The sequence below is a fragment of the Blastococcus brunescens genome, from assembly GCF_035320885.1.
Lineage (GTDB): Bacteria > Actinomycetota > Actinomycetes > Mycobacteriales > Geodermatophilaceae > Blastococcus_B > Blastococcus_B brunescens.
In genome coordinates, this window is sequence record NZ_CP141261.1 from 652,976 (window position 1) to 674,444 (window position 21,469).

Consider the following 21,469-nt stretch of genomic DNA (forward strand, 5'->3'; position numbering starts at 1 on the left):
GGATACCTGACCGACGGCGTGAACCATCCCCTACTGATCGGGAGTACCTGAGCGAAATGATCAGAGGAAAGCTCGGGCCTGAGGTCACGGGCCGTCCATGACGGCCTCGCGTCGCCCTGCGACTCCCTACCCCGTGCCGATCAGGAGCTGGCCGACTGGATCAGCGCTAACGGTCATCCGTGTCAACCGTCACGGGTCGCCGGCTGGCGTCGTGCGGGCCTGCTGCCCGCTCCCTCCGGCTCGGCTCCCCGCGTCGGAAGACACCCGGGCCGTGCGCCGCTCGCGTGGACAGATCGCGAGCTTGCCGACGCCCTAGTTCTGTCCCTGCGGCTGGTGGATGCCACCGGACGCGGCAAGACCAACACCGATGCTGCCCTGTGCCTGGCCGGTGAAGGCATGCCCGTTCCGCCCGAAGCCGTCCTCACCGCCGCCCGGACTCATCTGGCTCAGCTCGACCGCACCATCCGTGCCCATCTCGGCCTCCCTGTCGGTACCCAAGTCGCGCTGCATGGCGAATCGAGCGGGGTGACTGGGATCGTCGAGGAGGTAGTGGACGAGGTCGTCCGCGCCAATCCGAAGCTCATGCGGGCCATCGCCCGACGGCTACGCGACGCGCCTGCCAACGACAGCGATGCTGACGCCGGGAGCGTGCTGACCCTCGTCGTTGCGGCGGTCGCCGGCCAAGCCCCCGACCCGCGCGACACCGACGCCCTCGCGCTGACGCTGCGGGCCATCGATGCCTACGGGCTCACCGAACCCGCCGGGGGACCCGGCGGCCCACGCATCCTCGCCGGAGGGCCCGCCGACGCGGCATTCGCGATCGGACGCTTCGGTCTGCCGCAACTACAGCAGCTCCTCGAGGACCTCCGTCCGCAGGACGTCCATCCCAGCTTGCGCGCCACTCGACAGCTTGGGCGCGCCCTCGCCGGGGTGCCAGACTCGGTCGGCCAGTACGTGGCCGCGAAGCACGTAGCTGCGCTATTGCTCGACAACGGACCCACCGCCGTCGTCCTCCGCCTCGCCGCCTGGCAGGCCCTCCGGTACGACCACGAGCGCGAGCCCGACATCGCCCCAATCGTCGACGCAGTCCGAGCTCAAGGATGGCTCACTCAAGGAGATTGACCGGCTCCTCGAGTACCCAACGATTTCCGTCGACGTCCGTACTCTCGAATGGCGCCAGCCTTGAATGTTGCGATTTTCCGCGCTTCGATAAGGACGAGCTCGCTTATCAAAGGACGGCACGCATGCTACCTTTGCGGGTAGTTCGGGCCCGCTTCGCGGGGCCCATCGCCGTTTCTAGGGGTGACCTGTTGGTCGTTATTGGGTGGCGTTGAAAATGCACGGGGAATGAAGGTGTACGTCGGCGACCCGGCAGCCGCCCGCGCCTATGTGGAGGCCGACAGGGGTCGGGCCGATGACTACTACCTGGCCGAGGGCACCGGCTTCGCCCGCCGCTTCACCGCCACCGACGCCCGCGTGACCGAACTGGTCCCGCTGACCGGCGACGGCTACGAGACCTGGGTGGCCGGCCGCGACCCGGACACCGACCAGCCGCGGGGGCAACTGCGCGACGACGACCGGGCGGTGCGGTTCGTCGAGGTGGTGGTCAACGGCCCGAAAACCTGGTCGCTGGCCGCCGCACTGCACCCGGACATCGCCGCCGCGTACGAGGCGGCGCAGGACCGCGCGGCCGAGCAGATCATCGGCTGGCTGGCGGAGCACGCCACCACCCGGGTCGGCCCGCGCGGCGGGCAGGTGCAGGTGCCGCTGCAGGTGCTGGAGGCGGCCACCGTGCGGCACTACACCTCCCGCGCCAACGATCCGCACTGGCATCTGCACCTGCAGCTGCTCTCCCGCGTGTTCGCCGCCGGGAAATGGCGGGGCCTGCACACCGTCGGGATCCGTGACTCGCTCGGGGCGATCAACGGCATCGGGCACGCGGCGATGGCGTGTGACCCGGAATTGAACGCCGCGTTCGCCGCGCACGGCTACACGAAGGACGCTACTGGAGAAATACAGGAGCTCGCCGACTACGCCGGCCCGTTCAGCGCGCGGAACGCGCAGATCGCCCGGAATGTGGACCGCTACGAACGGGAATGGACCGCCACGCACCCCGGTGAACGGCCCGGCCCGGCGCTGCGCCGGGCGTGGGACGCCCGCGCCTGGGCCGACGGCCGCCCGGACAAGGTGGTTGCGCAGCCCGGGGTGACCCTCGACGAACGGTGGCGGGGGCAGCTGTCCGGGCTCGGCTACCGCGGCCCGTCCGGTCCCGTTGACCTGGCGCCCACCCCGGTCGGCGCCCTCGATCGAGAGGAGCTGGTGCAGCGCGCGTTGGCCCGGCTCGCGGCGGACCGGTCGGCGTGGAACGCCCCGGACGTCCGCGGCGAGGTCGAGCGGCTGATCGCCGCCGCGGGCGTCGTCGTGCAGGCGGCGGTGCGGATCGAGCTGGCCGAAGATGTCGCCGCCCGCGCGATGGACCGCTGCCTGCCGCTGCTGGACCGCGACGGCGTACCCGAGCACATCCGGGCCTGGACTTCCCGGCCGGTGCTCGCCGTCGAGGCCGAGCTGGCCGCCCGCCTCGCCACCCGGGTCACCGAGCGCCCGGCCGGCGTCCCGGACACCGACCAGACACCGCTCGTCGACGTCGCAGCCGGTGCCGCACGGCTGGATCCCGGGCAGGCCGCGGCGGTCGTCGCGCTGGCCGGCCGGCGGCGCCTGGTGGTGATCGAGGGCGCGGCCGGCGCGGGCAAGACGACAACGCTGGCCGCCACCCGGTCCCTGCTCGCCGAGCAGGGGCGCCGGCTGGTGGTGGTGACCCCGACGCTGAAGGCGGCCAAGGTCGTGGCCGCGGAGGTCGGCGCGGTCGCCGGGTCGGCGGCCCGGCTGGCCTTCGAGTACGGCTGGCGCTGGAATGACGACGGCGCCTGGGCCCGGCTCGGTATCGGGGATCTCTGTCCGACCACGGGAGGTGTCTACGCCGGGCCGGGGAGGGGGCGCGGCTCCGCCCGGGGACCTCCTCGTCGTGGACGAGGCCGGGATGCTGGATCAGGACACCGCCCGGGCCCTGCTGACGGTCGCCGACGAGTGCCAGGTGCGCCTCGCCCTGCTCGGTGACCGGCATCAGCTCGCAGCGGTCGGGCGGGGTGGCGTCCTGGACCTCGCCGCGGCGCAGGTCGACCCGACGGGGCATCTGACCCTGGTGGGGGTGCACCGCTTCACCCGCACCGACGCCACCGGCGCCACGACACCGGACACCGACTACGCCGAGCTGACCCTGGCGATGCGCGCCGGCGAGAACCCCGGGACGGTGTTCGACGCGCTGCTGGCCCGCGGGCAGATCCGGCTGCACCCCGACGCGCAGGCGCTGCGGGAGGCGCTCGCCGCCGCCGCGGCCGACGGCTACACCGCGGGCGAGCGCGTGGCCGTGGTGGTCGCCACACGTGAGCAGGCCGCCGCCGTCAATGCCGCCATCCGGGACCGTCTGGTCACCGAGGGCCGGGTCGACGACCGGCGCGTGGTGGTCACCGGGGCGGGGAGCCGATCGGGGTCGGTGACCGGATCGCCACCCGCCGCAACGACCGCGACCTGCGGGTCGCCAACCGCGACGTGTGGACGGTCATCGGCGTCGACCGGGACGGCGGGCTGCTCGTCACCCCCGACGGCACACCGCATGTCACCCCCGCCGGCGGCGAGTTGGCCGCTGTCACCCCCGACGTCACTGTCGCCGTCACCCCGACCGGGACAGGGGCGCGGGTGCTGCCCGCCGACTATGTCACCGCGCACGTGGAACTGGCCTACGCAACCACGGCGCACGGCACCCAAGGCGACACCGTGGCCGCCGCGCACCTGGTGGTCGGCGAGGACACCGGCGCGGCGGCGGCCTACGTCGGGATGACCCGCGGTAGGGAGGCCAACACCGCGCACCTCGTCGCGGCCGACCCGGCCGAGGCGCGGGAGCAGTGGCTCGCGGTCTTCGCCCGCGACCGCGCCGATCTCGGCCCGGCGCACGCCGCCCGGCTGGCCGCCGCCGAGGCCGCCCGCTACGCCACGCCCCGACCGCCGGAGCAGGCGCTCGCCGACCTGCACTCAGCGTGGACGGCCGAGCAGCGCTGCCTGGATCGGCTCGCCTCCGACCTGCCGCGCCGGGACGGGCTGCGCGAGATCGTCGCGCTCGAGTCCGCCCACGCCGACCGGGTCGCCGTGCTGACCGACGCCTATCGGCAGGCGGGAATCGACGGCCGCCACGCCACGGCGCGGGCCGACGCCAGCGGGGCGGTCGTCACCGCCGAGATTGACCGGATCCGCGACACGCTGCTCGACGGCTGGGACACCGGGCGTGACGTCGCCCGCGACGCCGCGCTGGTCGTGCTCGACGGTCCCGGCCGGCTCCGGCTTCGGCGGGCGGCGGTGAACCGGGCCGGCGAGCAGCTGGTCGACTGGGCGGACGCCTGGCGGCCCTACCTGCCGGCCATGCCCACCGACCCGCAGCAGATCGCGCGCCTGGCTGACCGGGCCGACGACCGACCGCGGCTGTGGACTGCCTTCGACTCCTACGCCCGCCATCACGCCGAGGACGCACACCCGGAGCACGCTCGGTTGCGCGCGACCGCAGCCACCGCACAGGAGATCCACCGGCACGCCGGGGCCGCGGTGGCCGACGCCCGCCGTCAGCATGAGGCCCGGCTCGCCCGCTTCGGACCGCTCGCCTGGACCCTCGATCCGGCGGAGCGACTGTCCGACGCCGACCGGGACATCGCCGCCACTCAGGCAGAACTGGCCGCCATCCGAGCTCGCATCGCTCGACTGACGGCCGAGCCGGCTCTCCTCGCCCAGCCGGCCGACCAGCTAGTCAGAGAGCGTGACCACTGGCGGGCCCGCCACGACCCCGGGCTCGCCACCACCCAGACACCCGCCTCCCCGTCGGCACCACCGCAGCTGGTCGTCCGACCGCCGCGGCCCGAGGACGTCCGACGGCTCGCACTACATCCCGACGCGGGGCTGGGGATGTCTCGGTGAATCCCCAGGTAGGCAGGAACCAGAGGACAAGTCCCATTCGCGGTGTCAGCGTTCGGGTCAGCAGACGAGCCGAGACTGCGCTGGCCATGGCCAGATGCACGACGAGGGAGGCGATGAGCGGTGGCGTCGATCGCGAGACGGCCTGACGGCACGTACCGGCCGCGGTACCGGGACGAGAACGGCAAGGAGCACGCCCGCCACTTCAGGCGCAAGGTCGACGCCCAGCGGTGGCTCGACGAACAGACCGCGGCGTTGGTGCGCGGCGACTGGGTTGACCCGAAGAGGGGCCGGAGCACCTTCGGTGCCTATGTCGAGACTTGGCTGCCGGCGCAGCCGCTACGGGACTCGTCCCGCCGGGCCTACGACTCCTATCTGCGGAATCACCTGCTGCCCGCGTTCGGGGACAAGCGGCTGTCGGCAGTCACGCGAACGCAGGTGCTCGCGTTGCGTCGCGGGATCGAGGCGAAGCTGTCGCCGACGACCAGTCGTCAGATGATGGCGTTGCTGGCTGGCATCTTTGCCGACGCCGTTGAGGACGGGTTCCTCGCCAAGTCACCGTGTCGGGACACCGTTCCTCCTCGGCCGCACCGGGAAAAGGTCGTCCCCTTGACAGTCGAGCAGGTCGCGGCCTTAGTCGACGCCGCGCCCGACCGGTACCGCGCCCTCGTCGTCCTGGGCGCCGGCTGTGGCCTGCGGCTGGGCGAGGCGCTGGGCCTCAAAGTGAGCAGGGTTCGGTTCCTGGAGCGGGAGCTGGATGTCGTCGAGCAGTTGACGCTGGTGCCGGGGGCGCCGCCGAAGCTTGCACCGCCGAAGACCCGCGGAAGTATCCGCACGGTGCCGCTGGCCGACGTGGTCGCCTCGGCGCTGGCCGAGCATCTGGCGGGGTTCCCGGCCGGACCGGACGACCTCGTCTTCCGATCGCGCACCGGCGGCCCGATCTGGGCCAATACCTTCAACAACTCGGTGTGGCAGCCGCTCCGCAAGCGCGCCGGCCTCCCGACCGCGCGGTTCCACGACCTGCGGCACTTCACCGCCTCGGCGCTGATCCGCTACGGGGAGTCGGTGAAGACCGTGGCACACGTCCTGGGGCACGCGGACGAAACGGAAACCCTGCGGACCTACTCGCACCTGTGGCCCGACGCGGACACCCGAACCCGTGCGGCTGTCGACGCGGCGTTCGCTCGATCTGCGGACTCCGTGCGGACTGAGGGGGTCGCATACCTGCGTTGACCTGCGGAGAGAGGCCGGTAGCGCGTCATCCCCGACATCACCCGCCGCCACATGGCGGTGAACATCCGGAAGTTCGTGCTGCAGGCGCACAGCCTCGACGAGCTCGTGGCGCTCGGGACGATCACGACGCAGGCGGCCCGCTTCCTCGAGGCCGCCGTCGCCGCCGGGCTCAACGTGCTGGTGTCCGGCGGCACGCAGGCAGGCAAGACGACGCTGCTCAACTGCCTGTGCGCCGCCATCCCTGCGCGCGAACGGGTCATCACGTGCGAGGAGGTCTTCGAGCTCCGGGTGCCGCTGCCCGACGTCGTCTCCATGCAGACCCGGCAGGCCAACCTGGAGGGCGCCGGGGAGATCCCGCTGCGCCGCCTGGTCAAGGAGGCGCTGCGCATGCGGCCCTCCCGCATCGTCGTGGGGAGGTGCGGCAGGAGGAGTGCCTCGACCTGCTGATCGCGCTGAACTCGGGCCTGCCGGGGATGTGCACGCTGCACGCCAACAGCGCCCGCGAGGCGGTCGTGAAGATGTGCACGCTCCCGCTGCTAGCCGGGGAGAACATCGGGACGGCGTTCGTCGTCCCGACCGTCGCGGCCAGCGTGGACCTGGTCGTGCACGTCAACACCGACGCCTCGGGTCAGCGGCGGGTGCGCGAGATCGTCGCGCTGCCCGGGCGGGCCGAGAACGGCGTCATCGAGACGGCCGACGTCTTCACCACCCGTGACAACCGGCTGGTGCGGGCCGACGGCTACCCGCCGCACCCCGACCGGTTCGCCGCCGCCGGGTTCGACCTCCCCGCCCTGCTCGGGGAGCGGACATGACGGAGTCCGGGGCGTTGCTCGGGCTGCTGCTGGGCGTCGGGCTGCTGCTGATCTGGCGCAGCGGCCCGCGCGCTCCGCAGCCGCGCACCGCCCCCGGCGCCCCGGCCGGCGCCAGCTGCTCCTGGCCGAGGCGGGGCTGACCGGCATCAACGCCGCGCAGCTGCTGGCCCTGCAGGTCGGCCTCGGACTGCTGGTGCTGGTCGTCGTCCTGCTGACCACGGGCACCGTGACCGTGAGCCTGGTGTTCGGGCTCTTCGGCTTCGCCCTGCCGTACGCGCAGGTGCGCCGGCTCGCCGGCCGCCGCACGGCGGATCTGCGCGAGGTCTGGCCGGAAGTGGTGGACAACCTCGCCTCCGCCGTCCGGGCCGGGATGTCGCTACCGGAGGCCTTGTCGGCGCTGTCCACCCGCGGGCCCGAGGTGCTGCGGGCGCCGTTCGGCCGCTTCGCCGCCGAGTACCGGTCGACCGGCCGGTTCAGCGCCTGCCTCGACCGGCTCAAGGACGACCTCGCCGACCCGGTCGGCGACCGCATCGTGGAGACGCTGCGGGTCGCCCGCGAGGTCGGTGGCACCGATCTCGGCCGCGTGCTGCGGACGCTGGCCACCTTCCTCCGCGAGGACGCCCGCGCGCGGGCGGAGCTGGAGACCCGGCAGGGCTGGGTGGTATCGGCGGCGCGCCTGGCCGTCGCCGCGCCCTGGGTCGTGCTGCTCCTGCTGGCGACGCAGTCGACCACGCTGGCCGCCTACGACTCGGCGCTCGGCACGGGGATCCTGCTGGTCGGCGGGGCCGTGTGCGTCGTCGCCTACCGGTTGATGCTGCGGATCGGGCGGCTGCCCCAGGACGTCCGGGTGCTGCAGTGACCGCCGGGGTCACGGGCATCCTGCTCGGCCTCCTGGCCGGCGTCGGCGTGGTGCTGGTGGTCAGCTACGCGCCGCCGTTCCGGTCGGTGCGTCTCGTCGACCGGCTCGCGCCCTACGTGCACGACACCCCGCCGCCCTCACGGCTGCTCGGCACCGCGACCGAGCCGGGGCTGCTCACCGCCGTCCGCCGGGTGTTCGGACCGGCGGTCGGTGACGGCGCCCGGCTGGTCGACCGGATGCTCGGGGACGGGCCGCCGTCCGCCGCCGGCTCGACGCCCTCGGCGGCGACGCGGGCGTCGAAGACTTCCGCGTCGAGCAGGTCGTCTGGGGCGGGCTCGGGCTGCTCGCCGCGGCGGTCGTGGCCACCGTCGGCTCGGTCGCGGCCGGTGACCTCAACGTGCTCTCGGCCGGGCTGCTCTGCGTCGCCGGGCTGGTCGGTGGGGTGCTGGGCCGGGACTGGTGGCTGACCCAGCAGGTGCAGCGGCGCGAGGAGCTGCTCCTGGCCGAGTTCCCGGTCGTCGCCGAACTGCTCGCGCTGGCCGTCACGGCGGGGAGAGCCCGACGGCTGCCATCGCCCGGGTCACCCGGCTCTCCGGTGGCGAGCTGGCCCGGGAGCTGGGCGCGGCGCTCGGGCGGGCCCGCGCCGGCGTGCCGCTGGTCGAGGCGCTGCAGGACATCGCCGACCACACGTCCCTGGACCCGCTGGCCCGGTTCATCGACGGCCTCCTCGTGGCCATCGAGCGCGGAACGCCCCTGGCCGAGGTGCTCCGCGCGCAGGCGGCCGACGTCCGCGAGGCCGGGAAGCGCCGGCTGCTCGAGGCCGGTGGCCGGAAGGAAATCGCCATGATGGTGCCGGTCGTCTTCCTGGTCCTGCCGGTCACCGTTCTCTTCGCCCTGTTCCCGGGGCTGATCAGCATCGTCTCGCTGGCTCGATGAGCCGGCGGGACCGACAGGAGGAAGAACGCATCATGCGCCCGTTCACGTACCTGACCACCGCTCTCGCCGCATTCACGGCGCGGGTGCGCGGCGCCGATCCCGAGCGGGGCGACGTCCCCGGCTGGGTGATGATCACCGTGATGACGGCGGCCCTCGTGCTGGCCATCCTCATCCCGTTCCGCGAGGCGGTCGTGGACGCGGTCACCAACGCCCTCACCTCCGTCACGAGCGGTGGTTGAGGCCCCTCTGCAGGGTCCCGCCGCGGGCGTGCGAGCGGTGGGGGCAGAGGGGTCCCTACAGGCGAGCGGGGCAGCGCCGTCGTCGACTTCGTCATGGTGTCGATGCTGATCGTCGCGCTGCTGCTGGCGGTGCTGCAGGTGGCTGTCTACGTGCACGTGCGCAACGTGGTGACGGCGAGCGCGCAGGCCGGCGCCCGCTACGCCGCGAACGCCGACGTCGCCTCCGCCGCCGGTGCGCCGCGGACGGTGGAGATCGTCGCCCGGGCCACCTCGGACCAGACCGCCGAGGGCCTCTCGTGCACGTCGGCGGAGGAGGTGGACCCCAGCGGGCTCACCCTGGTGGTGGTCCGCTGCGCCGGCGCGGTTCCGTCGCTGCTGGCGGTGCTGGGCGACCTGCTGCCGCTCGAGGTCACCGGGCGCGCGGTGAAGGAGGCGGCGTGACGTGGCTGCGGCGCCGCCTCTCGGACGACGAGGGCTCGGCGCTGGTGGAGTTCGTGTTCATCGCCCTGGTGGTGTTCGTGCCGTTGATCTACATCGTCGCCGGATTCTCCGCCGTGCAGCGCGGGGTGTTCGCCTCGACGGCAGCCGCGCGCGAGGCCGGTCGGGCGATCGCCACCGCGCCGGACCCGGTCAGCGGGCAGGAGCGGGCGCTTCGGGCCGCGCAGCTGGCGGTGGAGGACCAGTCGGTCGACGTCATCGACCTGCGGCTCGCCTATGCGCCCGCCGGGGCCGACTGCGCGTCGGCCGGTGGGTACACGCCGACGCTCGCGCCGGGGAGGAGTTCTCCGTCTGCGTCACGGTGACCGTGCGGATCCCGCTGCTCCCGGAGTTCGTTGACGCGAACACGGCGACCGGGCAGTTCGTCGTCGAGCGGGACCGCTACGTCGACGGCTGGGCAGGCTGACCGTCCGCCAGCCTCGGCCGCCGTCTCTGGCCTGCGACCGACTCCCGGGTGTGGTCCTTCCGTACGGGATGGAACAGCCGGTCGGTTCCGGACGGGATGGGACAGCCGGTCGACCTGCGCTCACACTGAGTTGCCGTTCGGGTGGCGTTCTCGGGAAGTGCGCCGTTTCCCACAGCAACCTCTGGCGCCACCCGATCGCATTCCCTACGGTCACGCGCCATCACGGGCCGGCACCGGCTCCGGCCGTGCGAGCGGGGGACGAGCGATGCGGGCGAACGACTCGGTACCGGAGGGGCCTGCAGGCACGGTCACCGGCCCTCGCGGCAGCCGCGCCATGCCGGCCGGTCCGCCCGTCCGGGTTCTCCGGCGGTCCTTGCCTCGAGTCCTGTTCCGCAAGCTGCAGAGTCTCGGCCAGCCTCCGCCGGCGAACGGCAAGCGGCGGCGCCGCGCCCGCCGATACATCCCCCGGAGATCGGGCTCGAGGGATTCTTCTCGACGCTCGGCGACCGCGGGACCCGCTACGTGGTGCTGCGCTGGTTCGACGAGCTGCCGGAGATCAAGCCCGGGGCGACGTCGACCTCCTGATCGACGACCGGGACGTGGAATCGATCTCCGACCTGTTCACGGGTCGGATGCGCGGGGCGGCATGCGACCTGTTCTCCGTCAGCGGCCTCCGCGGCAGTTCCTACCGAGGTATTCCGTACCTCCCGCCCGACAAGGCGGCCCAGGTGCTCGATCGCGCCGTCATGTTCCGCGATCTCGTCAAGGTCCCGAGCCCGGAGGACTACTTCCTCAGCCTCGCCTACCACGCCGTCTACCAGAAGGGGCTGCGGTCGGGGCTGCCTACCGCCGGCCCTGGCCTGCAGCCCGACGCCGAGCCGCGCCACGACTACGCCGGCGACCTCGGTCGTCTCGCCGCCGCCGCGGGGATCGATGTCCCCATCCGCATGGAAGAGCTCGACGAGTACCTCGCCGGCCGCGGCTGGCGGCCACCTCCGGCGATGCGGTCGGAGCTCGGCAAACGGAACGAGTGGGTCCGGGCACGCTTTCCCGCCGGGCGGCCCTAGTCGCCCGCGAGGCGGCCGGGGCCACAGGGCTCCACGCACGGCAGCGAACGATTTCGTCGATCCAGAACAGCATCTTGGGGGCAGGCACCATGCAGCAGACCTCGGCCGAATTGCTCTACCCCTGCGCAACCACATGCCGCGACGGCTCGGCGTCGCCCTGCCGCGCTTGTGGAACCACAGCGGCAGGTTCCACCTCCCCCGGGCGTTTCCCTCGCCGACTTCGCCGCGCAGCTGAACGAGCGGGACGTCGACTACGTGGTGCTCGACTTCGGCGTCCGGCAGGGCGAGGAGATCGAACTGCTGGTCCAGGGCGATCCGGACATGGACGAGCTCGAGGACCTGGTGACCGAATGGCCGCTCGGCACGCCGATCCGCATCTACACGGTCTCTCCCCGCCACACCACCGCCTACTACTCGCCTCTGGTGCCCCGGATCTCCGCCCACCGGATCGCCGTGTTCCCGCCGTACGTCAGCGAGCAGCTGCTGGCCCGCGCGACGGTCGACGGCGACGGGGTCAGGGTGCTGACGCCCCAGGACGCGTTCCTCGGCTGTGCGTACCGCGCGGCCTACATGGAGGCCGTCTGCTGCGACTGGAGCGATGCCAGGATGCGCTGCGCCACCTGCACCGAGTATCTGGAACAGCTCCCGCGGCTGTCCGCCGCCGCCGGCATTCCGCTCCCGGATGTCCTCACTCCGCAATCGCTCGACCAACTGCTGAACACCTACGGCTGGCGCCCTCCGCTGGACCTCCTGGACAGGGCCCTGAAGTGGGCTCCGTGGCTCCTCGAGGCCTTCCCCGAACTGGAGAGCGACGAGGAGTCGCGGGAGCCGGGGTGGCCGTCATGTTCCTCCGCGAACTCGCGTTCCGTAACGGGTGGAAGCAGCGGATCCTGGCGACCCTGGCCGAGCACGGGTTCGAGGTCGTGCTGGTCAGGGACCTCGACGACGAGAGCCGCGGGCGGGCCACCCGGATGTTCCGCGGCGGGGACTGGGGCGCGGTCAACCTCAAGATCAGCGGCGGCGGTCCGGCGTGCGTCATCGTCGCCTTCGACCCGAACCCGCAGCCGGTGGTCGGAAAGGTGCGGGAGACCCACCCGTTGGCCGACAACTCACGCACCATCACCGCCAAGGAGATGACGCGAAAGCTGCTGAAGGCGACCCTGCCCAAGGACGAGGCGTACAACCCGCTGCATTCGACGGACAACAGCCACCAGGCGTGGACGGCGATCCGGCAGCTGCTGCCGGACGAGGAGCCGAAGCTCCGGGCCAAGGTCGCCGATCTGCGCCAGAGCTCGGCCGCCGCGGCGGCGACCGCAGCGGCCGGCGCGGTGCAGCACCTGACCCCCTACGGCTCGGTGGCCAGGGCCGAGTTGGTCGACTGGCGGGGTGGCACGGCGGTGCGCAAGACCTACGGGCCGGATGGGATCGAGACGATGGAGCACGACATCGCGGTGATCAACGAGCTCGGGCCCTCCTGCCCGGAGATCCCGAAGCTGCTGGAGCGCGGGCCGGACTGGATCGTCGTCGAATACGTCGAGGGCGACGTGCCCGACCCGGGCTGGCCCTGGCCGCTGCCGTTCTGGGCGATCCGGCAGCTGTCGGCATTCGTCAAGACCTGCGTCGCGAAGGGGTTCGACCCGGTCGGCCTGCGACCCCGGGACAACGTGATCCTCACCAGTTCCGGCATCCGGGTGGTCGGTTTCGACACGTGGCAGCGCTGCGACCCCGGCACCCGGCCGGAGCGATGCCAGGGTCTGGCCGGCGCGGCCGACCGCGCTGCGGGACCGTTCGTCTACGACCCCTGGCCGATGCAGTGGTTCCCCAGCACCGCGCTCGGTCTGCGCAGCTTCCTCTACGACCCGCCGGCGCTCCAGCGGATCAAGCAGGCCGTGCACCTCGGGCCGCGCTACGCCCGGTGGGTCGGGAGGGACGTCGGCCGCCGCCTGAAGCGGCTGGCCCGCCGCATCGGCCGGCGCGCGCTGCCCGAGCGTGTGCGCTCCGTCCTGCGGGGAGTTGCCTATGGACGCTGAACGCCGCACGGGCGGCGCCGTCGCTACGGTGGCCCCCACCTGCGCAGGAAGGAAGCCCTCGTGTCCTCTCGGCTGAACCCCTATCTCGTCTTCCCCGGCACCGCCCGGCACGCCATGGAGTTCTACCGCGGCGTCTTCGGCGGCGACCTCGTGCTGAACACCTTCGGCGAGACCGGTGCCGCCGCGCCCGGGCAGGAGGACGGCATCATGCACGCTCAGCTGGAGACGCCGGCCGGCTACACGCTGATGGCCTCCGACGTGCCGCCCGGCATGGAGCTCAGCGGCGGCAGCGACATCTCCATCAGTCTCAGCGGGGACGACGCCGACGAGCTGCGCGGCTACTTCACCAAGCTGGCCGACGGCGGCTCGGTCACGATGCCGCTGGAGAAGCAGATGTGGGGCGACGAGTTCGGCATGTGCGTCGACCCGTTCGGCGTGCAGTGGATGGTGAACATCGCCCAGCCGGGAGCCTGACGCCGAGCGGTGCAACGCGTTGCACCGCTCTGGACGACGGGAGACGGCCGCGACAGACTCCGCTGACCAGCACCGGACGACGACGTCACGGAGATCGGCATGGCCTATCCGTTCGACCGCAGCGGCATCGAGCCGGGCCCGGACGGGATCCGCCGGTACGTGAACCTCCCGCAGAACGTCCCGGCGATGCTGCGGTCCGCGGTCGACCACCGTCCGGACGGCGAGGCGCTGGTCGAGCTCGGCGGCGAGCGGGTGACCTACCGGCAGCTGTGGGACCGCGCCACCCGGGTCGCCGGCGGTCTGCGCGCGGCGGGCGTCCAGCCGGGGGACCGGGTCGCCAACCGGCTGCCCAACGGCAACGACTGGGTCTACGCGTTCTGGGGGACGCTGCTCGCCGGCGCGGTCGTCGTCCCGGTGAACACCCGCTTCGCCGAGCCCGAGGTCCGCTACGTCGTCGACGACTCCGGCGCCGGCTACGTCGTCGAGCCGGGCGCCGCCCTGCCCGACGGCGAGCCGCTCGAGACCACCGACCAGGGGCATCCCGACCTGGCCGCGATCTTCTACACGAGCGGCACGACCGGCTTCCCCAAGGGTGCGATGACCACCCACGAGAACTTCCTGTCCAACGTCGAGACCTGCCTGCGCTGCCTCGCCGTCGACCGCGCGGAGCCGGTGTCCACGCTCATCTCGGTGCCGCTCTTCCACGTCACCGGCTGCAACTCGCAGCTGCTCGTGGTCACGGCGATCGCCGGGACGTCGGTGATCATGCCGGCGTTCGAGGTCCAGGCGTTCCTCCGCACGATCCAGGACGAGCGCATCTCGGTGCTCACCACCGTGCCGGCCATCTACTGGCTGGCGCTGCAGCAACCGGACTTCGCGGAGAACGACACCTCCTCCGTGCGGTCGCTCAGCTACGGCGGCGCACCGATCGCCCCCGACCTGGTGCACCGCATCCAGCAGGCGTTCCCGACGGCCCGGGTCGGCAACGGGTTCGGGCTGACCGAGACCGCCTCCGTCTCCACCTACCTGCCGCACGAGGATGCCGCCGAGCACGCCGACACCGTCGGCTACCCGGCGCCGGTGGTCGACGTGCGGCTGGACGACCCCGATCCGGTCAGCGGGGTGGGGAGCTGCTCATCCGCGGCCCGAACGTCGTCCCCGGCTACTGGCGCAAGCCCGAGCAGACGGCGGAGACGTTCGTCGACGGCTGGCTGCACAGCGGCGACCTGGCCCGCATCGACGACGAGGGTCGGGTGTCGATCGTCGACCGCAAGAAGGACATGATCAACCGCGGCGGCGAGAACGTGTACTGCGTCGAGGTGGAGAACGCGCTCGCCGCGCATCCCGACGTGGGCGAGGTCGCCGTCATCGGCGTCCCCGACTCGATGATGGGCGAGAAGGTCGGCGCGGTCGTGGTGCCCCGTCCCGGCCGCACGCCGGACGTCGGCGAGTTGACGGCGTTCGCGGCTGAGCACCTGGCTGACTTCAAGGTGCCGCAGTTCGTCGTCATCCGTTCCGAGCCGCTGCCCCGCAACGCCGGCGGCAAGGTGCTCAAGCCGTCGCTGCGCGAGCAGACCGACTGGCAGACCGCGCGCTGACCGGCGCTCCCCACTCGAGAGGAACCCATGCCCACCGTCGAGACCGTCCGAGGCCCGATCGATACCGCGGAGCTGGGCCCCACGCTCATGCACGAGCACGTGTTCGTGCTCTCCACCGAGCACGTGCAGAACTACGGCGAGAGCGACTGGTGGGACGAGGACGAGCGCGTCGCCGACGCGGTCGCGCAGCTGACCGGCCTGAAGGCACTGGGCATCGACACGATCGTCGACCCGACCGTGTGGGGCCTCGGCCGGTACATCCCCGGGTCCAGCGCGTGGCCGAGCAGACCGACATCAACATCATCGTGGCGACTGGGCTGTACACGTACGACGAGCTCCCGCACCAGTACGAGCACCGCGGCCCGGGGCTGCTCCTCGACCTGCCGCGCGACCCGATGGTCGATGACTTCACCCGCGACATCCGCGACGGCATCGCCGGCACCGGGGTCAAGGCGGCGTTCCTCAAGTGCGTGGTGGAGGCGAAGGGCCTGACCCCGGGGGTGGAGCGCAACCTGCGCGCCTGCGCCGCTACCCACCGCGACACGGGCGCCCCGATCACCGTGCACACGTCCGTGGGCAACCAGGCGGGGCGGATGGCCCTGCAGGTGTTCCGCGACGAGGGCGTCGACCTCACCAAGGTGGTCATCGGCCACGCCGGCGACAGCAACGATCTCGACTACCTGGCCGAGCTCGCCGACGCCGGCTGCCTGCTCGGGATGGACCGCTTCGGGCTGGACATCTACAACCCGACGTCGTCGCGGGTGGACACGATCGTCGCGCTCGCCGAGCGCGGCTACGCCGACCGCATGGTGCTGGCCCACGACGCGAGCTGCTACATCGACTACTTCCCCGGCGTGGAGGCCCAGGCCGCCAAGGAGCAGATCGCGCCGAACTGGAACTACACCCACATCAGCAAGGACGTGCTGCCCATGCTCCGGGAGCGGGGCGTGACCGAGGACCAGCTCCGGCAGATGCTCGTCGAGGCCCCGCGGCGCTACTTCGAGTGACCGCGACGGCGGCCGGGGGCATCCTGGTGTCATGGCCGAGCCGCCAGCCGACCACCCGCCGCCGCCCGGCGGGCCGTCCGATGTCGACGCGCTGATCGCGGCGGGGCCGCCCGGCCCCGGCAATCCGGTCACCGTCGGCGCCGTCTTCTGGACGGCGGTCACCGAACCCGACGGCCCGGACGTCGACGTCCTCGGCATCGTCGTGACGCCGGAGAGCTGGCCGCACTGGCGCGGGTTCGGCCGGGCCGCGACCCTCCTGCCCGGCTGTGCCATGGCCTCCGCGGTCACCCCGTCCGACAGCGATCCAGACGTCGCGTACCTGACCTTCGCCCGCGACGAGCACCCGACCGAGGAGGTGGACCTCCTCGTGGCCACGCTGGTGCGCAGGCCCCGCCTCGGTGGCTGGCGGGTGCACGCGCTCGGGCAGCCGGTGCGGCCCGATCACGTGCCGCACGACCCGAGGGCTGACCCGCCGCGCTGCACGCCGTCGGGGCCGGAACGGCACCACCCGCTGACGCCGGGTCATGTCGTGCGCGACCGATTCGCCCGGGCGGGTGACGCGGATTGGGGCCGTGCGTGCCCCGCCCCTACGTTGCGTCCGTGATCATCAGCGGGCCCCGGATCGTGGGTATGCTGATCTGCCTGATCCTCCCGCTGGCCGGTTGCGCCGGCGTCGCCGACGCCGGCCCGGGTACGCGATCGGCCGACGTCGCCGTTCCTTCGTACCGTCCCACCCCGGACGCCCCGGACTACTGCGACGCCCTGGCCGGCAGCACGCATCTCGCCGGGGTCCCGGCAGCCGTGGGAGTGCTGGCTGCCGAGCGCGGGGACGTCGAGGCGGAGCTCGAGCTCACCGCGGCGATCGACGAGCTGCGCCTCATCGGCGACGGGGTCTCCGACCAGGGCGGATCCCCGAGGCTGCGAGCGGCCGTCGACGACCTGGTGGACGCCCTCAACTCGGCGCGGGACGACGGCGTGACCACGTCCGTGCGCGAAGTTGTGAGTGCCGCCCTCGACGACGTGGGCCGTCTGGTGCAACCGGCGTGCAGGTTCCCGTCGTGAGGCGGCTGTCGGCCCTGCTCTCGCTCATCGTGGCGGTCGGTGCGGTGCAGCTCGCCGCGTCCCCCGCCCTCGCGGGACCGGCCGTGGAGCTGTGCACGGCGGACGACGCCCGCGGCGGCGTGCCGGCGGACTTCGTGCTCGACGCCTGCGCGGACGCCGGTGCGCTGACCCTGCGCAACGACCTCGGCGTCCCGGTCGTCGTGCGGTCGGCCGGCGACCTCGCCGCCCCGCTCACCGTGCACGCCGATGACTCGGCAGCCGCCGCGGTACTGCGGCTGGCCGCCGGCGCCGCCACCCTGCTCATGCCCGGCGACATCGTCCGCTGGCCGCTCGGCGCCGGTGCCGCGGAACTGGTGGTGGCCTCGCTCCCGGGCGGCGCGGAGGACGCGATAGTGCGCGAGGTGGGGCCGGCCCTGCCGAAGGCCGCGGACGGGTCGGCCGGCGACCTGGCTGTGGCGTTCGCCCGGGTGGTCGACGTGGTAGCCCCCGCGGTGGTGGAGCGAGCCGACTGCGCGGACGGCAAGAACTTCCTCCGGGTGGCGGCCTGCGACGTCGTCATTTCCGCGACCATCGGCCGGGCCGTCTCCATGCACCTGCCTCGGGGCGCGGTCCGGGACGTCCAGGCCCTGCTCGACGACCCGGCGGACTGGGCTGACTGGCAGCGGGGTGTGCGAACGGCGTCGGACGCGGTCGCGGGGCGGACCGTGCGGCTGGCCCAGGCGCCCGTCCCCTCCGCGCCACCCCCACCGCAGCCCGCACAGGAGCCGCCACGGTCTGCTCCTGCTCCCGTCCCCGCCCCTGTCCCCGCGCCTCCGGCATCCCCGCCCGCCCCCGTGGCGCCGCCGGCACCCCCGCCCGCCCCCGTGGCGCCGGCGGTGCCCCCGGTCGTGGACGACGTCCGCTCCGATGCCGAGGAGGCGCGGGCGAGGCTGGAGCAGTGGCTGCGGGAGGCGTTCGAGCGGGCCCGGCAGGAACTCGCCGAGCGCGGCAACGGCAACGGCAACGGCAACGGCCGCGGGAACGGCCGGGGCGGCTGACCGGACCTCAACGGGGAGCCGCTGCCACTCGCCGGGCGTCAGGCCGTAGGCGGCCCGGAACCGGCGTGCGAAGTGGCTGGGATCCAGGAACCCGCAAGCCCGCGCGGTCACGGCGATCGGCCGGCGCCGGCCCGCGGCCGAGGCCAGCTCCGCGCGGGCGAGCTCCAGCCGTTCGGCGATCAGCCACTGCTCGAGGCCGATCCCGCCGGCGGCGCACACCTTGTAGAGCTGCCGGACCGAGATGTTGTGCGCCGCGGCGATCCGCTCCGGACCGAGGTCGGCCTCCCGGACGTGACGCCGGCTCCAGGCGAGCACGCGGGTCAGGAGCGTCTCCTCCCGCACCTGCCGGTCCAGCCGCTCGTCGTCGGCCGCGGAGACGAGCAGCGCGCGCACCAGCTCGATCGTCGCCGTCCCCAGCGCCGAGGCCCCGGCGTCGGCGGCCAGCCGGTCGGCATCGGCGGTCATCCGGACGAGGTGGTCACGGACCAGGTCGTGCAACGGACTGCCGCGCAGCCGGGGCGCCGCCCGGCGGACGACGTCGCGCGGCAGCGCCAGCCGCTCGTAGGGAACCTGCAGGGCCCGGGAACCACCGGTGTCCACCCACGAGAACTCGTACGGCGCGGTCAGGTCGCTGAGCATCAGCTGCCGCGGGGCGACGAGGGACTCGGCGCCGAACTGGCGGAACCGGCCCACGCCGCTCGCCTGGACCGCCAGCGCCACCACCGGAGGGCTCTCCATCCGCAGGTGCCGCGGCGTGCGCACGAGGCGGAAGCCGGAGGCGTCGGTGGTGAAGATGTTCGCTGCGCCGAAGTGCCACAGGTGCATGCGCGACTGCACCCGCTCGTCGGGCCCCAGGTGCTCGATGCGGCAGGGGACCGACGCCTGGCCGAAGGCCGCGCGGAACGCGTCGACCCGGTGCTCGGGCGCGACGGTGGCCGTGTCGAGCAGCTGCATCGGCTTCTCCCCGGCGGAGCGGACCTGTACGACGGGCGCGACCCCGGCCCGCGCGGGCCCAGGGTGGCAGAGCAGGGACGACGTGGGGAACCGGCCGGTTCGTGAACGGTTCGTGCACTTCCGGACCGGAGGTGTGCGCGGACAGCCGATCCGGTGGCTCGAGGCGGTGCCAGGGTCTGCGAATCGGATGGCTCACCGACGAACTCCGGTCGAGAGGCAGGCATGACCCCACGGCCTCGTCGGGGCGCACGAACAGGAGTTCACCACCGACCCGGTCGCGCTCGCGCGGCGCTGAGAGGAATCGACATGACCGACATCCCCGCCCCCGCCCGGCCGACGCACCGGCGCCGGGCAGCCCCGACACGATCGTCCTCGTCCACGGCTTCTGGGTCACGCCCCGCAGCTGGGAGAACTGGAAGGCCCACTACGAGGCCAAGGGCTACCGCGTCCTCGCACCCGGCTATCCCGGCTTCGAGGTGGAGGTCGAGGCGCTCAACGCCGATCCCACGCTCATCGCCGGGCTGACGCTGCCGACGATCATGGCCCACCTGGAGTCCGTCGTCGGGGCGCTGGAGGAGCCGCCGATCATCATCGGCCACTCGGCCGGCGGCACGCTGACGCAGCTGCTGCTCGACCGCGGCCACGGCGCGGTCGGGGTCACTCTCAACTCCGCCCCCACGGAGGGCGTCCGCGTGCTGCCCCTGTCGCAGCTGAGGTCGACGTTCGTCGCGTTCAAGAACCCGGCGAACCGGCACCGCGCCGTGGGCCTCTCGCCCGAGCAGTGGCACTACGCCTTCGCCAACACCTTCAGCGACGAGGAGTCGCGGGCGCTCTACGAGCGGTACCACGTCCCGGCGTCGGGCCGGATCCTCTGGGACTCGGTGCTCGCCAACTTCATGCCGGGTCCCCAGGACGCCGCCGTGGACTACGAGAACGCGGCCCGGCCGCCGCTGCTGTTCATCTCCGGCAGCGAGGACCACATCATGCCGCCGAGCGTGCAGCGCTCGAACGCCAAGCACTACGCGTCCGGGGTCGTCGAGGTCGAGGAGTACCCCGGGTACGCGCACCTGCTCCCGGCGCAGGAGGGCTGGGAGGCCATAGCCGACCACGCCCTCGCGTGGGCGGTCGCCCACGCGGTTCCGCGGAAGCAGGAGGCCGGCCAGCAGTGAAGGACGTCCGGCTCACCCACATCGGCGGGCCGACGGTCCTCATCGAGGTGCACGGCTGGCGGCTGCTGGTCGACCCCACGTTCGACGCCCCTGGCCGGAGGTACGCCTTCGGCTGGGGACGTCCTCCCGCAAGGTCGCCGGCCCGGCGGTCGCCGCGGCCGACGTCCTCCCGGTCGACGTGGTGCTGCTCAGCCACGACCAACACGCCGACAATCTCGACGACGCCGGCCGGGCCCTGCTCCCGGCCGCGGGGTCCGTCGTGTGCACGGAGGCAGGGGCGCGTCGCCTCGGCGGTGCCACCCGCGGGCTCCGCGCCTGGGGGACGACGGAGCTCGTCGCACCCGGGAAGCCGACCGTCGAGGTGACCGCGACGCCCGCGCGGCACGGTCCACCGCTGAGTCGCCCGGTCGCCGGGCACGTCATCGGGTTCGCCCTGCGCGAGAAGGGCCAGGACGACGGCGTCCTCTGGATCTCCGGCGACACCGTGCTCTTCGGAGGCCTGCGCGAGGTGGCCGACCGGTTCGACGTGAACACCGCGCTGCTGCACCTGGGCGGCGTCCGCTTCCCGGTCACCGGACCGCTGCGGTACTCGATGACCGCCCGTCAGGCCGTGGAACTGTGCCGGGTGCTGCGGCCGCGGACCGCCGTCCCCGTGCACTACGAGGGCTGGTCGCACTTCCGGCAGGGGCGGGAGGCGATCGAGGCGGAGTTCGCCCGTGCGCCGGCCGACGTGCGCGCCCGGCTGCGGTGGCTGCCCCTGGGCGTTCCCGTCGACCTGGCGGCCTGATGCCTGCGCGCTGCGCCCGAGCGCACCCCGCCGGGCTCAGGCGCCGCGCTCGACCTGGGCCTGGGTGACCCCGCGCAGGGCGGTGAGCAGCGCCTCGTCCGTGGTGTCGCCGCGCTCGAGCGCCTCACGGGCCTTGTCGGGCAGGAGCCCGAGGTCGACGGTCTCGAGCCAGACGACGTCGCCGGCATTGCTGCGGCCGACCTGCAGGCCGTCGCTTTCCTGCCGGATGACGTACTGCTCGCTGTCGATCTGGATCGTCATGTCGTCGCTCATGCTCGGCCCCTACCC

At 73.0% G+C, this 21,469-nt stretch carries 22 protein-coding genes and 4 pseudogenes; 24 read left to right on the forward strand and 2 right to left on the reverse strand.

Annotation, left to right across the window (positions count from 1 at the left end; genetic code table 11):
- The first annotated feature begins 333 nt into the window (after positions 1–333).
- The 22 genes and pseudogenes from U6N30_RS04620 (at position 334) to U6N30_RS04715 (ending at position 18,271) form a co-directional block, all read left to right on the forward strand.
- Complete coding sequence (locus U6N30_RS04620; RefSeq protein ID WP_324276326.1) at positions 334–1,122, forward strand: hypothetical protein; 789 nt, start codon at positions 334–336, stop codon at positions 1,120–1,122.
- 225 nt (positions 1,123–1,347) lie between these two features.
- Positions 1,348–3,114 (forward strand): MobF family relaxase, encoded by a 1,767-nt coding sequence (gene mobF, locus U6N30_RS33260; RefSeq protein ID WP_422678026.1) that lies wholly within the window; start codon positions 1,348–1,350, stop codon positions 3,112–3,114.
- Positions 3,038–3,895 carry an AAA family ATPase gene (locus U6N30_RS33265; protein ID WP_422678027.1) on the forward strand — a complete coding sequence of 286 codons (858 nt, stop codon included), beginning with the start codon at positions 3,038–3,040 and terminating at the stop codon, positions 3,893–3,895. The genes mobF and U6N30_RS33265 overlap by 77 nt, the downstream gene beginning before the upstream one ends.
- Positions 3,832–5,016 (forward strand): hypothetical protein, encoded by a 1,185-nt coding sequence (locus U6N30_RS33270; RefSeq protein ID WP_422678028.1) that lies wholly within the window; start codon positions 3,832–3,834, stop codon positions 5,014–5,016. Before U6N30_RS33265 ends, U6N30_RS33270 begins: the two co-directional genes overlap by 64 nt.
- 120 nt (positions 5,017–5,136) lie before the next feature.
- Positions 5,137–6,246, forward strand: a complete 1,110-nt coding sequence (locus U6N30_RS04630; RefSeq protein ID WP_324276327.1) for a tyrosine-type recombinase/integrase — start codon at positions 5,137–5,139, stop codon at positions 6,244–6,246.
- Between the two features lie 51 nt (positions 6,247–6,297).
- A pseudogene (locus U6N30_RS04635) lies at positions 6,298–7,058 on the forward strand (CpaF family protein).
- Positions 7,055–7,198: a hypothetical protein gene (locus U6N30_RS04640; RefSeq protein WP_324276328.1), complete on the forward strand. Its 144-nt coding sequence runs from the start codon at positions 7,055–7,057 to the stop codon at positions 7,196–7,198. The pseudogene U6N30_RS04635 and the gene U6N30_RS04640 overlap by 4 nt, the downstream one beginning before the upstream one ends.
- A 53-nt stretch (positions 7,199–7,251) precedes the next feature.
- Positions 7,252–7,917 carry a type II secretion system F family protein gene (locus tag U6N30_RS04645; RefSeq protein ID WP_324276329.1) on the forward strand — a complete coding sequence of 222 codons (666 nt, stop codon included), beginning with the start codon at positions 7,252–7,254 and terminating at the stop codon, positions 7,915–7,917.
- A complete protein-coding gene (locus U6N30_RS04650; protein WP_324276330.1) occupies positions 7,914–8,384 on the forward strand; it encodes a hypothetical protein in 471 nt (156 codons plus the stop codon). Before U6N30_RS04645 ends, U6N30_RS04650 begins: the two co-directional genes overlap by 4 nt.
- Entirely contained in the window at positions 8,377–8,853 is a 477-nt protein-coding gene (locus tag U6N30_RS04655; protein ID WP_324276331.1) for a type II secretion system F family protein, read from the forward strand. Before U6N30_RS04650 ends, U6N30_RS04655 begins: the two co-directional genes overlap by 8 nt.
- A 32-nt stretch (positions 8,854–8,885) precedes the next feature.
- Positions 8,886–9,092, forward strand: a complete 207-nt coding sequence (locus tag U6N30_RS04660; protein WP_324276332.1) for a hypothetical protein — start codon at positions 8,886–8,888, stop codon at positions 9,090–9,092.
- Positions 9,093–9,173: 81 nt separating this feature from the next.
- A pseudogene (locus tag U6N30_RS04665) lies at positions 9,174–9,533 on the forward strand (TadE/TadG family type IV pilus assembly protein); the annotation flags it as partial.
- On the forward strand, positions 9,530–9,895 hold the full coding sequence (locus U6N30_RS04670) for a TadE/TadG family type IV pilus assembly protein (protein ID WP_324276333.1): 366 nt from the start codon (positions 9,530–9,532) through the stop codon (positions 9,893–9,895). The pseudogene U6N30_RS04665 and the gene U6N30_RS04670, both read left to right, overlap by 4 nt.
- 700 nt (positions 9,896–10,595) lie before the next feature.
- Positions 10,596–11,063, forward strand: a complete 468-nt coding sequence (locus tag U6N30_RS04675; RefSeq protein ID WP_324276334.1) for a hypothetical protein — start codon at positions 10,596–10,598, stop codon at positions 11,061–11,063.
- Between the two features lie 923 nt (positions 11,064–11,986).
- Positions 11,987–13,093, forward strand: a complete 1,107-nt coding sequence (locus U6N30_RS04680) for a hypothetical protein (protein WP_324276335.1) — start codon at positions 11,987–11,989, stop codon at positions 13,091–13,093.
- Positions 13,094–13,153: 60 nt separating this feature from the next.
- On the forward strand, positions 13,154–13,567 hold the full coding sequence (locus tag U6N30_RS04685) for a VOC family protein (RefSeq protein WP_324276336.1): 414 nt from the start codon (positions 13,154–13,156) through the stop codon (positions 13,565–13,567).
- A gap of 99 nt (positions 13,568–13,666) precedes the next feature.
- On the forward strand, positions 13,667–14,851 hold the full coding sequence (locus U6N30_RS04690; RefSeq protein ID WP_324276337.1) for a class I adenylate-forming enzyme family protein: 1,185 nt from the start codon (positions 13,667–13,669) through the stop codon (positions 14,849–14,851).
- Complete coding sequence (locus U6N30_RS04695) at positions 14,821–15,165, forward strand: class I adenylate-forming enzyme family protein (RefSeq protein WP_324276338.1); 345 nt, start codon at positions 14,821–14,823, stop codon at positions 15,163–15,165. Before U6N30_RS04690 ends, U6N30_RS04695 begins: the two co-directional genes overlap by 31 nt.
- A gap of 87 nt (positions 15,166–15,252) precedes the next feature.
- Positions 15,253–16,172, forward strand: a pseudogene (locus U6N30_RS04700) (phosphotriesterase family protein).
- Between the two features lie 31 nt (positions 16,173–16,203).
- Positions 16,204–16,776: a hypothetical protein gene (locus U6N30_RS04705; RefSeq protein WP_324276339.1), complete on the forward strand. Its 573-nt coding sequence runs from the start codon at positions 16,204–16,206 to the stop codon at positions 16,774–16,776.
- A gap of 26 nt (positions 16,777–16,802) precedes the next feature.
- Positions 16,803–17,234: a hypothetical protein gene (locus U6N30_RS04710; protein ID WP_324276340.1), complete on the forward strand. Its 432-nt coding sequence runs from the start codon at positions 16,803–16,805 to the stop codon at positions 17,232–17,234.
- A complete protein-coding gene (locus U6N30_RS04715; protein ID WP_324276341.1) occupies positions 17,231–18,271 on the forward strand; it encodes a hypothetical protein in 1,041 nt (346 codons plus the stop codon). The genes U6N30_RS04710 and U6N30_RS04715 overlap by 4 nt, the downstream gene beginning before the upstream one ends.
- 30 nt (positions 18,272–18,301) lie before the next feature.
- Here the strand turns inward: U6N30_RS04715 and U6N30_RS35265 are convergent.
- Positions 18,302–19,225: pseudogene (locus U6N30_RS35265) on the reverse strand (AraC-like ligand-binding domain-containing protein); the annotation flags it as partial.
- Between the two features lie 365 nt (positions 19,226–19,590).
- Here U6N30_RS35265 and U6N30_RS04725 point away from each other — a divergent pair.
- Positions 19,591–20,394: an alpha/beta hydrolase gene (locus U6N30_RS04725; protein ID WP_324278164.1), complete on the forward strand. Its 804-nt coding sequence runs from the start codon at positions 19,591–19,593 to the stop codon at positions 20,392–20,394.
- Positions 20,395–20,572: 178 nt separating this feature from the next.
- Positions 20,573–21,181: an MBL fold metallo-hydrolase gene (locus U6N30_RS04730; protein ID WP_324276343.1), complete on the forward strand. Its 609-nt coding sequence runs from the start codon at positions 20,573–20,575 to the stop codon at positions 21,179–21,181.
- A 36-nt stretch (positions 21,182–21,217) separates the two neighbouring features.
- Here the strand turns inward: U6N30_RS04730 and U6N30_RS04735 are convergent, their stop codons facing one another.
- Positions 21,218–21,454, reverse strand: a complete 237-nt coding sequence (locus tag U6N30_RS04735) for a hypothetical protein (protein WP_324276344.1) — start codon at positions 21,452–21,454, stop codon at positions 21,218–21,220.
- Between the last annotated feature and the right edge of the window lie 15 nt (positions 21,455–21,469).

Coding starts and splice junctions, on each gene's coding strand:
- U6N30_RS04640 (WP_324276328.1), top strand. CDS start 7,055: ATGACGGAGTCCGGGGCGTTGCTCGGGCTGCTGCTGGGCGTCGGGCTG.
- U6N30_RS04690 (WP_324276337.1), top strand. CDS start 13,667: ATGGCCTATCCGTTCGACCGCAGCGGCATCGAGCCGGGCCCGGACGGG.
- U6N30_RS04735 (WP_324276344.1), bottom strand. CDS start 21,454: ATGAGCGACGACATGACGATCCAGATCGACAGCGAGCAGTACGTCATC.
- U6N30_RS04660 (WP_324276332.1), top strand. CDS start 8,886: ATGCGCCCGTTCACGTACCTGACCACCGCTCTCGCCGCATTCACGGCG.
- U6N30_RS04710 (WP_324276340.1), top strand. CDS start 16,803: ATGCTGATCTGCCTGATCCTCCCGCTGGCCGGTTGCGCCGGCGTCGCC.
- U6N30_RS33265 (WP_422678027.1), top strand. CDS start 3,038: ATGCTGGATCAGGACACCGCCCGGGCCCTGCTGACGGTCGCCGACGAG.
- mobF (WP_422678026.1), top strand. CDS start 1,348: ATGAAGGTGTACGTCGGCGACCCGGCAGCCGCCCGCGCCTATGTGGAG.
- U6N30_RS04705 (WP_324276339.1), top strand. CDS start 16,204: ATGGCCGAGCCGCCAGCCGACCACCCGCCGCCGCCCGGCGGGCCGTCC.